Genomic DNA, 11,919 nt, shown 5'->3' with positions numbered 1-11,919 from the left:
CCCTCCCGCACAGCCGCGCCCACCCCTCCCCCCACGGTTCGGCACCGATCGCCGCGGCAGGCGTTCACGCCGGTGCGCGCAGGAGTGTCGCGATCTTCGCGGCAGGCTTCGAGCGCCCCCGTTTCCGCCTGTCTGTGCAGGTCACGGGCGTGCCACGCTGGCCGGGACCAGGGCGCGAGACCCTGGCCGCCATCAGAAAGAGGTCTCCGTCATGAACCGCTTCACCGCGCTCGCCGTCACCTCGCTCGCCCTGGCCCTGGGGCTGGCCACCGGACCCGCCGCGGCCGGGGCCGCAGCCACCGGGAACGGCACCGCGGCGAGCGACACCACCCGGAGCGCCAGGGCTTCCTACAGTTGCAGTCCCGGCTACTTCTGCATCTACAGCGACTGGAACGGGGGCGGCACCCGCTGCCAGTGGTCGGACAAGCAACGGGCGAACACCGCCGACGACTGCTCGTTCATCCAGCGGGGCCAGAACGTGCGCTCCGTGTGGAACGCGACCGGGCACCGCGTGCAGTACTACACCCGGACCAACTACAACTCCCGGGTCGGCTCCACCCCCGCCGGCAGCGGCGGCAACCTCCAGGGGGACTACCAGATCCGCTCCTTCAAGCCCCAGTAAGCGCCGAGGGACGGAGGGGCGAGGGTCCTTCCCGGCCGGTGGCCGGGGAGGACTTCCGCACGTCCGGGGCCGGGCGTGCCGCGCATCACCCTGGACAGCCTCATGACCGCCGGGTAACTTTTGAATGTATCTGAGCAAGCGCTTAGCCAGGCGGGTCGAGGCGGACCGCCCCCGACCCCGGCCGAAGGCGACCGCCGACCGAAGCTGATCAAGGAGGCACCCCGTGCGCCGTACGGTATTCGACGAGGACCACGAGGCGTTCCGGGAGACCATACGCGCCTTCATCGAGGCGGAGGTCGTCCCTCACTACGACGAGTGGTTCCAGCAGGGCATCGTGCCGCGCGAGTTCTACTCCAAGCTCGCCGACCTCGGCCTGTTCGGCATCAACGTCCCCGAGGAGTTCGGCGGCGCCGGCCTGGACACCCACAAGTTCGAGGCCATCCAGTACGAGGAGACCGCCCGCGCGGGCATCAACTTCGGCGGCTCCGGTGTGCACGTCCTGCTCGCCCTGCCGTACATCAAGATGCTCGCCGACGAGGAGCAGAAGAAGCGCTACCTGCCGAAGTTCGTCTCCGGCGAGGAGATGTGGGCCCTCGCGATGACCGAGCCGGGCACCGGCTCCGACCTCGCGGGCATGAAGACCACCGCCAAGCTCTCCGACGACGGCACGCACTACGTGCTCAACGGTTCCAAGACCTTCATCACGGGCGGCGTCCACGCCGACCGCGTCATCGTCTGCGCCCGCACCTCGGCGCCGACCGCCGAGGACCGCCGTTTCGGCATCTCCCTGTTCGCCGTGGACACCAAGTCCGAGGGCTACTCCCTGGGCCGCAAGCTCGACAAGCTCGGCCTGCGCACGTCCGACACCGCCGAGCTGGCGTTCGTCGACGTGAAGGTGCCCGCCGCGGACCTGCTCGGCGAGGAGAACAAGGGCTTCTACTACCTCGGCCAGAACCTGCCGTCCGAGCGCTGGGGCATCGCCTACGGCGCGTACGCGCAGGCCAAGGCCGCGATCCGGTTCGCGCAGGAGTACGTCCAGGAGCGCACCGTCTTCGGCAAGACCGTCGCGTCCTTCCAGAACACCAAGTTCGAGCTGGCCGCCTGCCAGGCCGAGGTGGACGCCGCCGAGGCCGTCGCCGACCGCGCCCTGGAGGCCCTGGACGCCGGTGAGCTGACCGCGGCCGAGGCCGCGTCCGCGAAGCTGTTCTGCACCGAGGTCGCGCACCGCGTCATCGACCGCTGCCTCCAGCTGCACGGCGGCTACGGATACATGAACGAGTACCCGATCGCCCGCCTCTACGCGGACAACCGGGTCAACCGCATCTACGGCGGCACCAACGAGGTCATGAAGTCGATCATCGCCAAGTCCATGGGCCTGTGAGAGCGGCTGCGTTCCTCCCATGAGCTCAGCACTGGACTCCCTGCTCGATCTGCTCGACCTCGAGCAGATCGAGCGGGACATCTTCCGGGGCACGAGCCGTTCGGCGCTCGTTCCCCGGGTCTTCGGCGGCCAGGTCGCGGCCCAGGCCCTGGTCGCCGCGGGCCGCACCGTCCCCGCCCGCTCCCCGCGGGCGGCCGGGGAGGCCCCGTCCGGGGAGATCCCGGCGGCCCACTCCCTGCATTCGTACTTCCTGCGGGCCGGTGACCCGGGCGCGCCGATCGTCTACAGCGTCGACCGCATCCGCGACGGCCGCTCCTTCACCACCCGCCGGGTCGTCGCCGTCCAGCACGGGCAGCCGATCTTCCACCTCTCGGCGTCCTTCCAGACGTACGAGGACGGCCTGGAGCACCAGGCGGACATGCCGTCCGCGCCGGACCCGGAGTCGCTGCCCACGACGGAGCAGCTGCTCCCCCGGTACGCGGACCGCTTCAGCGACCCGACGGTCGTGGACCGGCTGATCGAGGCGCGGGCCGCGGTCGATCTGCGGTACGTGGACGCCCCGCCCTTCGGCACGGTCGGCGAGCCGCGCGAGCCGCGCTCCCAGGTGTGGTTCCGCACCAACGGCAAGCTCGCGGACGATCCGCTGCTGCACGTCTGCATGGCGACGTACGTCTCCGACATGACGCTGCTCGACTCGGTGCTCCTCGCGCACGGGCGCGGGGGCTGGGCGGTCGGCGACGTGGTCGGGGCGAGCCTGGACCACGCGATGTGGTTCCACCGGCCCTTCCGGGCCGACGAATGGCTGCTGTACGACCAGGAGTCGCCGTCCGCGTACGGCGGGCGCGGGCTCGGCCAGGCCCGGATCTACACGCAGGACGGCCGGCTGGCGATCACCGTCATCCAGGAGGGCGTGGTCCGCGTCCCCCGGGCCTGACCCCGGTTCCGCCGTTCCGTCCCCGGGCCCGGCCCGGTTCCGCGCCTCCCCGGCGCCCGGGGCCCGGGGCCCGACGACCGTGCCGGACAGGCCGGAAACCGTCAATTCAGACATACTCCCCACCATGAGTGAGGAGCCCCTGAGGGACCCGAAGACCGCCGCCGACGGCACGGGGGCCGGTGGCGCCACGAAGCCCGGTGGCGGGGAGTCCGCGTTCACGGTCGTCGTCGCGGCGGCCGCCAACCTCGGCATCGCCGTGGCGAAGGCCGTCGCCGGGCTGATCAGCGGATCGAGTGCGATGCTCTCCGAGGCGGCCCACTCGGTCGCCGACACGGTCACCGAACTGATGCTGCTCACCGCGCTGAGGCGCAGCGGGAGACCCGCCGACGAGGAGCACCCGCTGGGCTACGGCCCCGGCTACCGGGACTAATCGCAGTGCTCCCCCGTTTACGGGGGAGGTGAAGCGATTCTGAGCGCTGCTCCGACCCGCAGGCTAGAGCGGACGGTTCTGCTGCTCGATGTACTGACGGACGATCGACAGCGGCGCGCCGCCGACTGATCCGGCGAAGTGGGAACCGGACCACAGCCGCTGAGCCCGCCAGTAGTGCCGGACGAGGTCGGGAAACTCCTGGCGGAGCCTGCGGGAGCTGACGCCTTTCAGCGAGTTGACCAGCTTGGACAGGGCCACCTTCGGCGGGAAGTTCACCAGCAGGTGCACGTGGTTGTTCTCGCCGTTGAACTCCACCAGCTCGCACTCGAAGTCCTCGCACACGGCGCGCATGATCTCCTCCATGCGCGTCAGGTGCGTGCCCTTGAAGACCTTGTGCCGGTACTTCGTCACGAAAACCAAGTGGGCGTGGAGGACGAAAGCGCAGTGACGACCAGTTCGAATGTTCTGATATTCAGCCATAAACCACGTAGTACGCTGATCGGTGTGCAGTTGAGGTACAGCTTCCGCCTGTACCCGAACGGTCCTCAGCGCTCCGCGCTGGCCCAGGCGTTCGGGTGCGCCCGCGTCGTGTTCAACGACGCGTTGCGCGCTCGCGAGACCGCCCGTGCCGCAGGCGAGGCGTTCCCCAGGACCGGGGACCTGTCCAAGCTGCTGATCACCGAGGCGAAGAAGACCGACGAGCGCGCCTGGCTCGGCGAGGTGTCCGCCGTGGTGCTGCAACAGTCCCTGAGGGACCTGGACACGGCGTACCGGAACTTCTTCGACGGGCTGAAGGGGAAGCGCCCGCGCATGGGCGCACCCCGCTTCAAGTCCCGCAAGGACAACCGGCAGGCCGTACGGTTCACCGCCAACGCCCGCTGGAAGATCACCACCGGCGGGGACCTGTCATTGCCGAAGATCGGCGACGTGCGGGTGAAGTGGTCCCGCAACCTGCCCTCGGTCCCGTCCACAGTGACCGTGATCAAGGATGCGGCCGGCAGGTACTTCGCGTCCTTCGTCGTCGGGACCGAACCCGAGACGCTGCCTGACGTGGAGCCGGTCGTCGGCATCGACCTCGGTCCCGGGCACTTCGCCGTCCTTTCCGACGGCACGAAGATCGACGCCCCGCGCTTCCTGCGCCGGGCCGAGAAGAAGCTCAAGCGCGAACAGAAGCGCCTGAGCCGCAAGGCCAAGGGAAGCAACAACAGGACCAAGGCCCGCGTCAAGGTCGCCCGTGCTCACGCGCAGGTCGCCGACGCACGGCGCGAGTTCCACCACCAGCTCTCCACACGGATCATTCGCGAGAACCAAGCGATTGCCGTGGAGGACCTGGCGGTCAAGGGACTCGCCCGTACACGCCTGGCCAAGTCCGTCCACGACGCCGGATGGTCTGCGTTCGTCGCGATGCTGGAGTACAAGGCCGCGAAGTTCGGCCGGTCCTTCCACCGCATCGGGCGGTTCGAGCCGACCTCACAGGTCTGCTGCGTGTGCGGCGTCAAGGACGGGCCCAAGCCCCTCCACGTCCGCACCTGGGAGTGCGGGGCGTGCGGGTCCGTCCTCGATCGCGACATCAACGCGGCGGTCAACGTCGCCAAGGCCGCCGGACTGGCGGTGTCAGCCTGTCGAGCGCAGGTAAGACCGGTACCCGTACCGGCACAGCGCGGTGAAGCAGGAACCCACCGAGACGGTCAGCCGACCGTGGTAGGAATCCCCGCCCTTTAGGGCGGGGAGCGGAAGTCAAATCTGGGCGATGCTCGCCTCCGTCGCCACGTTCGTCGGCGGTGCGGTCTTCTCCGTCTACGACGGCGTCCACACCCTGGTGAGGGGCGAGGAGCTCGGCGATCCGCTCGTCTCGTACATCGTGCTCGGCGTCGCCTTCCTGCTGGAGGGCTACCCGCTGCGCACCGGGTTGCGGCAGGTCCGGGACGAGGCGGCACGGCTGGGGGCGCCCGTCGGCCACTACCTCCGCCGCACTCCCGACACCGCCGTCAAGGCCGTGGTGATGGAGGACTCGGCCGCGCTGGTGGGGCTGCTGCTCGCCGCGGGCGGCCTGCTCGGCGGGCAGCTGACCGGTTCCGGGGTCTGGGACGGCATCGCGTCCGTCCTGATCGGCCTGCTGCTGGTGTACGTCGCCTGGGTGCTGGGCCGGTCCAACGCCCAGCTGCTGATCGGCCGGCCCGTGACGCGGTCGATGCGCGAGGGCATCCGCGAGGAACTGCTCTCCGTCCCGCACATCATCGACGTACTGGAACTCACCACGCTCATCCAGGGCCCGGCCGAGATCCTGATCGCCGCGAAGGTCGACTTCCGGGACGCGTCGACCGCGGAGCAGATCGAGTGGGCCTGCGAGGAGGCGGAGGAGCAGCTGCGGGAACGCTATCCGTCGGTGCGCCGGGTGTACCTGGACCCGACGCCGGGTCTGAGACAGCGGAAACGCGGGCCGGTCTGAGCGGGCGGGGCGCGGGCCGGTCTGAGCGGGCGGGAACGGCGCCCGACCGGGATCGGGGTCAGACCGGCGACCGCTCCAGCTCCCGCAGTTCCGTGACGGACATGCCCCGCACCCGCGCCGCGAGGTGGTCCTGGATGGTCTTGTGCAGGAAGGCGTACCCGTCCCCCGCACGACGCATGATCGCCCGGTCGGTCGCGTAGTCGAGGAAGTCCCGTCGGAGGTGCCTCGCCAGCGCCGGCCTCGTGAAGGGGGAGAGCGTCCAGAAGCGGGCCATGGACCAGTAGAACCGGTTCGGCCTGCTGTCGGGGTTCCCGGCCTCGTACCCGCTCAGCCCGCGCATGAACCGGAACACCGGGTACGTCCCCGACGGCGCCATCCGTCTGAGCACCTCGTCCGGTGCCTGGAGGATCATGCTGGAGAAATCGTCCGCGTAGTACACCGTCGAGTGGACCTGGTTCAGGTCCCGGGCGAGCCGCAGCAGGTCGGCCCGCACCCGGCCGGCGGGGCGTTCGGAGGTGACCGGACGGCCCTGGAGGGTCCGGTCGCGGTGGATCATGCGCTCGATGTAGGCGTCGAAGATGCGGCCCCTGCGCTCCTCCGCGTCGCCGGGGGCCACGACCTCGCCCTCCTCCACGCCCTCGTAGGCGAAGACGGCGACGCCCAGCATGAGCGGTGTGGTCAGCAGCCGGGCCAGCACCGGATCGGCGGCCGCGGCGGCCGCCAGACCGCGCAGCCGTTCGCCCCCGCCGTTGAGCAGGGCGTGCACGGCCGCGACCTCCAGGGGCCGCACCCGGACCGCGCCGCTGACGGTGAGCCGCTCCCCCAGCTCGTCGTAGTCGGTCGAACGGCACGAGACGGCGATCGGGCAGTGCGGGTACTGCTCGGCGGAGAGCAGCCCGTTGATCGCCCGGACGCAGTCGACGCGCAGCCGCGGGGCGACCTCGTCGAGCCCGTCCAGGACCAGGGCGATGCCGTTGTCCCGCAGCAGGGCGAGACCGGTATCCCGGGGGAGGCGGTACCGGTTGTGCAGCTCGTCCAGGACCCAGTGCGCGAACGGTGCGCCGTGCCAGTCCGTCAGCAGCAGGACGGCCGGGACGGGGGCGTCGTCGTCCCGTTCGGCCGTCTCGGCCAGCTTCTCGGTCAGTTCGAGCATCCGCGAAGTCTTGCCGGCTCCCGGGGCGCCCAGGACGAGGAGCTGCGCGTGGTGGCGGTCGAAGACCTCGTCGATCCGGGTGCCCGCGGCCAGCGGCACCCCGCCCTCCGGGCCGCCGGTGCTGAGCCGGGGCGGGCCCCAGGGGTCGTGCACGGCCGTCCGGTGCTCGGCCAGGCCCAGCTCGATCCGTACGGACCGTTCCCAGGCCCGGTCCGTGCCGTCCGTCCAGCTCCGGCGCACGGCGTGCAGCAGGGCGGCGCGGGCCCTGGCCCGCTCCTCGGCCCCGAGTTCGGGTTCCGCTTCCTCCGGTACGAGGCTCTGCAGATGCACGATGTAGAGGAGCAGGCCCACCAGGACGAAGGCGACGGACGCACCGATGACGAGCGTCTTGCGGTCGTCGCCCGCGAAGCCCTTGTAGATGTCGGGCAGCAGCCCGGCGCCGAGTTCCTGAAGGATGAAGAGGGCCAGCAGGACGAGCAGCCCGACGAGAACCGGCTTCGATCCGCCCCTGCGGGACCGCTGCCCCGGTGTGAACATGCGCCCCCCACGACACTGGACATTCGTGGCGCAGAGTAGCAATTGCGGGGGCGGGAAGTGGAGTTGCGGCCCCGGGGCCGACCGCCGCACCCGCTCCCGCTGCCGGCCGGCAGCGGGAACGGGATCAGCCCTGGAGCAGCCCCGCCGCGCCCAGCAGGTAGTCCGTCATCGGGTCGTAGAACCGCGGGTCCATCACGTGGTCGTCCAGCGGGACGACCACCTGGAGCGTGCCCTCCGCCTCGCCGAGGAACAGCGCCGGGTCGTTGCAGTCCGCGTACCCCACCGCGTCCAGGCCGCGCTGTCCCGCGCAGCCCGCCCAGCCGTGGTCGGCGACCACCAGGTCCGGCAGCGGGCGGCCCTCCCGCTCCAGGCCGTCCAGGATGGCGGCCATCGGGGCGGGCGAGTGCGTGTGCCAGAGCGTCGCGCCGCGCTCCTGCACGGCGACGTCCGCGAACTGGAAGACCATGCCCTCGTCGGCGATCAGCCCCGACGGAATCCGTACGATCTCGCATCCGGCGGACCGCAGCGCCGCCGCGGTCTGCCGGTGCACGTCGAGGAGCCCGCCCGGGTGCCCGGTCGCGAACAGCACCCGTTCCGAGTCCGCCGCCGCCTTCCGCAGCCGGGCCGCCATCCGCTCCAGGGCGTCCACCGTCAGCTCCGGGTCGATGGTGTCCTGCCCGAACCGGTGCTCCGGGTCGTCGCTGACCCCGCAGCGTTCGGCCATCACGGCCAGCACGTCCTGCTCGTCGCGCCACCGGTCCCCGAGCTCCAGACCCAGCCAGTAGTGGCGGTCGCCGTTGGCGAGCTTGCGGTAGTGGGAGAGGTTGTTGTCGCGCGGGGTGGCGACGTCTCCGGCGATACGCGTACGGACGAGGTGTTCGACGAGGGCGGCACGGCTGGGTATCGGCATGAACCCATTGTGCCGTCAGGTGTGCGCAGTGTGCCGGATGTCTTGCACGACGGACATACCGGAACGGTCACGCAGGTCGCGCCGGGCCCGCCTCGGGGGAGCCGCGGCGAGTACGTGACCTCGTCCAGGTGGTAGTACCGGGCGACGCACGGGGCCGGCCACACCCGCCGGCCGTGCCCGCCGAACGGCTCCAGCATCCCGCCCACCGGCACCGGCGCGTACGGCAGCACCCGGGCCCCCCGCGCCGCCCGGTCCCTCAGCCACCGGTCCTGGTGGTCCCAGTCGTGGGCGCGCACCGCCATCTCCGTCTCCAGCCGGAGCAGCGGACCGGCCAGGCCCGCGCAGGCCAGGACGCACCCGGCGGCGGCGACGGCCGCCGCGACCGTACGGGGTGCCGGGCGGCGGACCCGTGGCGCCACCGGCGCCACCGCCCGGCCCAGCAGGACGCCGATGCCGGTCAGCAGCAGCACGTACAGCAGGAGGAAATCGCCCCAGACGCGCGAGGCGGTCGCCACGTCCGCGCCGAGGACGGGGCGGGTGACGACGACGCAGAGGTAGCCGGAGACCAGGAACGCGAGGAGGCCGGCCAGGACCGGCAGGAGGGGGCGCCGCCGGTCCGCCGGCCGGTCTCCCCCGCGCGCCGACAGGCCGAGCAGTACGCCGGCGGCGACCGCTCCCAGGTACGGCCAGGTCGTGAGGACCGTGCCCAGGATCTCCCCGAAGGCCCGCAGCGCCGCGCCCAGCGCCTCCGGGTCGAGCATGGAGCCGGTGTCGGCGCCGAAGCGTGCGCGCCGGGTGCGTGCGCCGGGCGAGAGGTACAGGACGGCCGTCCCGGTCGCGAGCCCGGCGAGGGCGACCGCGCACCAGGACCGGACACGGGTCCGGCCGGGGCCGGGAGGCGTTCTCAGCCCGGTCAGCAGGACGGTGCCGAGCACGACGCACGCGACGACCGTCGTCTCCTCCGACAGCGTGCCGATGAACACCCCGGCCACGAGGGCGGTGGCCGACGCGAGGGCGTGCCCCCGGCGGGTGCGGGCGCGCAGCAGGGGAATCACGGCGGCGCAGGCCAGCACCGGTGCGAGGGTGTGCGAGACGGAGTTGGCGGGCCAGTAGAACGTCTTGTACGTGTCCGGCGTGGCGAGCAGGAAGACCGCCGTCGCCGTCGCGGCCACGAGCGGCACGGCCCCGCGCGGCGCGGTCAGTCCCGCCCTGCCGAGCGCGGCGGCGGTCAGCGCCCACAGGACGCCGAGCACGACCGTCCCGCTGACCGGGGCGAACCACTGATGCCCCGGGACGCCGAACGCGCCGTATCCGACGACCAGCAGCGCGTTGGCGACGCGTCCGTTGTCGTGCAGGTAGAACTTGGCGAGCATCCCGAGGGCGCCCTCGTCCCGCACGACCGGGAGGAAGCACCAGTCGTCGGCGCCCGGCCGGACCAGCCGCCCTAACCGGAAGGCGGCGCCGAGCAGGGCGAACGGGGCCAGGGCGAGGACCGCCGTCCACGGCACCGCCCGCCGCCGCGCGGGACGCGGACGGCCGCCCGCACCTCCCCCGCCCGCTTCCCCGCCCGCGTCCGGGGCCGTGTCCGGGCCCGCGCCGGTGTCCGTGCTCATGTCACCGGCGCCCTTCGTACGCCGGGACGACGGGCGGGGCGTCGGACGGGTCGTCGGACCGCGCGCCGGACGGCCGTACGGTCCGGTCCGGGCATTCGCTCGTCTCCCGCACCACGTAATGCGGTCGGCGTTTCGCCTCGGAATAGATGCGCCCCACGTATTCGCCGATGACGCCCAGTGTGGCGAGCTGAATTCCGCCGAGCGCGACGATCGCGGTCAGCAGGGTCGTGTAGCCGGGTACGGCGACACCGTGCAGGGCGACGTCCGCGATGATCCACAGCGCGTATCCCAGGGCCGCCAGCGCGAGGGCGAGACCGGTGTGGATGGCCAGGCGCAGGGGGCGGCTGTTGAAGGAGACCAGCCCGTCGATCCCGTAATCGATCAGATGCCTGCCGACCCATTTCGAACTCCCCGCCGCGCGGCGGACGTTCCGGTAGGTGAAGGACGCGGTGTCGAATCCGATCCAGGAGAAGATCCCCTTGGAGAACCGGTCGGTCTCGGGCAGGGCCAGCACCGCGTCCACGGCCTTGCGCGACAGCAGTCTGAAGTCGCCCTCGCCGTCGACGACTTCGACGTCCATGCAGCGGCCCATGGCCCGGTAGCAGGCGGCGCTGAGGAGGGTGCGCAGGGCGCCCTCGCCGGTACGGTCCCGGCGCGCGACGACCTGGTCGTATCCGTGTTTCCGCAACTCCAACATGCGGGGCAGCAGTTCGGGCGGGTGCTGGAGGTCGGCGTCCATCAGGACGACGGCCTCGCCCCGGGACATCCGCAGCCCGGCGAGCATGGCGGCCTCCTTGCCGAAGTTGCGACTGAAGGAGACGTAGCGGACCCGCCGGTCCTCGGCGGCGAACGAATTGATCCGGGCCCGGGTCCGATCGCCGCTGCCGTCGTCGACGTAACAGATCTCGAAGGTGCGCCGTATCGGTTCGAGCACGGCGAGCAGCGCACGGTGGAATGCCTCGATCACCTCGTCCTCGTCGAAACAGGGGACGACGACCGAAACCTGACATGTTTTCATGTGAATTCCCCATCAGGCGTGGGCGAGACAACTCGAACCATATGCCTGTGGATCTTCGCGACACCCCGGCCGGAGGGGGCACGGAGGAGAAAAGGGGAAGGAATTCAGCCGACCCCTTCGCCTTTCCGCGTTAATTCATATGTTCAGGGCGCGGCCGGGCCGTTTCCCGAGGGACAGCCCTCAGGCGCGCACCGCCGCCGCCTCGAAGGCGCCGCGCGCCAGCCGGTGCAGCAGTGCCGCCGTGTCCGCGCGGTCCGGCTGGGCGCCGGGGCGGCCCAGGTGCGGGGTCGAGTTCAGCAGGCCGAAGACGGCGTGGACGGCGGCACGGGCCTCGTGCTCGGGCAGCTCCGGGTAGAGGTCGCGGACCACCTCCACCCACACCTCGACGTACTGGCGCTGGAGCTGGCGGACCCGCTTGCGGTCGGCGTCCCGCAGCCGGTCCAGCTCCCGGTCGTGGAGGGTGATCAGGGGACGGTCGTCGAGGGCGAAGTCGATGTGGCCCGCGATGAGCGCGTCGAGCAGGGCCTGCGGGGAGCCGTCCTCACCGGCCGCGTCCTCCGAGACCCGCAGCCGCCCGCCGGCCAGCAGCCGCTCGCTGATGCCGACCAGCAGTTCGGCGAGCATCGCGTCCTTGCCGGGAAAATGACGGTAGAGACCGGGGCCGCTGATGCCGACGGCCGCGCCTATCTCGTCGACACCGACGCCGTGGAAGCCGCGCTCGGCAAAGAGGCGGGCGGCCTCCTTGAGGATCTGCTCGCGGCGGGTGGGGGCGTCCGTCCTGGTGGTCATGGATTCGATTCTAGACAGTCGGGTTAGCGAACGTTAACCGGAGCGCGGCGCACCCGCCCCGCGCCCCGGCCCGTCCCCCGCCC

The 11,919-nt window shown here is 71.5% G+C and carries 9 protein-coding genes and 3 pseudogenes; 6 read left to right on the top strand and 6 right to left on the bottom strand.

Translation table 11 applies throughout. The annotated features are described in order from the left end of the window. The first annotated feature begins 211 nt into the window (after positions 1 to 211). From EAO76_RS10570 to EAO76_RS10555, 4 genes and pseudogenes are all read left to right on the top strand, one after another. Complete coding sequence (locus EAO76_RS10570; protein ID WP_148835535.1) at positions 212 to 622, top strand: peptidase inhibitor family I36 protein; 411 nt, start codon at positions 212 to 214, stop codon at positions 620 to 622. A 223-nt stretch (positions 623 to 845) separates the two neighbouring features. Beyond that, positions 846 to 2,003 carry an acyl-CoA dehydrogenase family protein gene (locus EAO76_RS10565; RefSeq protein ID WP_148835534.1) on the top strand — a complete coding sequence of 386 codons (1,158 nt, stop codon included), beginning with the start codon at positions 846 to 848 and terminating at the stop codon, positions 2,001 to 2,003. Between the two features lie 19 nt (positions 2,004 to 2,022). Then, positions 2,023 to 2,937 carry an acyl-CoA thioesterase II gene (locus EAO76_RS10560; protein WP_148835533.1) on the top strand — a complete coding sequence of 305 codons (915 nt, stop codon included), beginning with the start codon at positions 2,023 to 2,025 and terminating at the stop codon, positions 2,935 to 2,937. A gap of 124 nt (positions 2,938 to 3,061) precedes the next feature. Next, positions 3,062 to 3,349, top strand: a pseudogene (locus EAO76_RS10555) (cation diffusion facilitator family transporter); the annotation flags it as partial. Positions 3,350 to 3,430: 81 nt separating this feature from the next. On the opposite strand, the gene tnpA reads toward EAO76_RS10555, so the two are convergent. Further along, on the bottom strand, positions 3,431 to 3,847 hold the full coding sequence (tnpA, locus tag EAO76_RS10550) for an IS200/IS605 family transposase (RefSeq protein ID WP_148835532.1): 417 nt from the start codon (positions 3,845 to 3,847) through the stop codon (positions 3,431 to 3,433). Positions 3,848 to 3,871: 24 nt separating this feature from the next. Here tnpA and EAO76_RS10545 point away from each other — a divergent pair, with 24 nt between their 5' ends. Together EAO76_RS10545 and EAO76_RS10540 are read left to right on the top strand one after the other, a co-directional pair. Further along, a complete protein-coding gene (locus tag EAO76_RS10545) occupies positions 3,872 to 5,089 on the top strand; it encodes an RNA-guided endonuclease TnpB family protein (protein WP_148835531.1) in 1,218 nt (405 codons plus the stop codon). Positions 5,090 to 5,102: 13 nt separating this feature from the next. After that, positions 5,103 to 5,816, top strand: a pseudogene (locus EAO76_RS10540) (cation diffusion facilitator family transporter); the annotation flags it as partial. Between the two features lie 58 nt (positions 5,817 to 5,874). Here EAO76_RS10540 and EAO76_RS10535 read toward each other — a convergent pair. From EAO76_RS10535 to EAO76_RS10515, 5 genes and pseudogenes are all read right to left on the bottom strand, one after another. Then, complete coding sequence (locus tag EAO76_RS10535) at positions 5,875 to 7,506, bottom strand: NACHT domain-containing NTPase (protein WP_148835530.1); 1,632 nt, start codon at positions 7,504 to 7,506, stop codon at positions 5,875 to 5,877. Positions 7,507 to 7,630: 124 nt separating this feature from the next. Beyond that, positions 7,631 to 8,416 carry a phosphatase gene (locus EAO76_RS10530; protein ID WP_148835529.1) on the bottom strand — a complete coding sequence of 262 codons (786 nt, stop codon included), beginning with the start codon at positions 8,414 to 8,416 and terminating at the stop codon, positions 7,631 to 7,633. A gap of 122 nt (positions 8,417 to 8,538) precedes the next feature. Next, a pseudogene (locus tag EAO76_RS45360) lies at positions 8,539 to 9,789 on the bottom strand (DUF6056 family protein); the annotation flags it as partial. Between the two features lie 241 nt (positions 9,790 to 10,030). Next, complete coding sequence (locus EAO76_RS10520; protein ID WP_148835528.1) at positions 10,031 to 11,047, bottom strand: glycosyltransferase family 2 protein; 1,017 nt, start codon at positions 11,045 to 11,047, stop codon at positions 10,031 to 10,033. 180 nt (positions 11,048 to 11,227) lie between these two features. Then, positions 11,228 to 11,836: a TetR/AcrR family transcriptional regulator gene (locus tag EAO76_RS10515; RefSeq protein WP_148835527.1), complete on the bottom strand. Its 609-nt coding sequence runs from the start codon at positions 11,834 to 11,836 to the stop codon at positions 11,228 to 11,230. Positions 11,837 to 11,919 lie beyond the last annotated feature (83 nt).

Source organism: Streptomyces sp. sk2.1, from assembly GCF_008120935.1.
Classification (GTDB): Bacteria; Actinomycetota; Actinomycetes; order Streptomycetales; family Streptomycetaceae; genus Streptomyces.
This window is presented reverse-complemented; position numbering and strand designations above follow the sequence as displayed.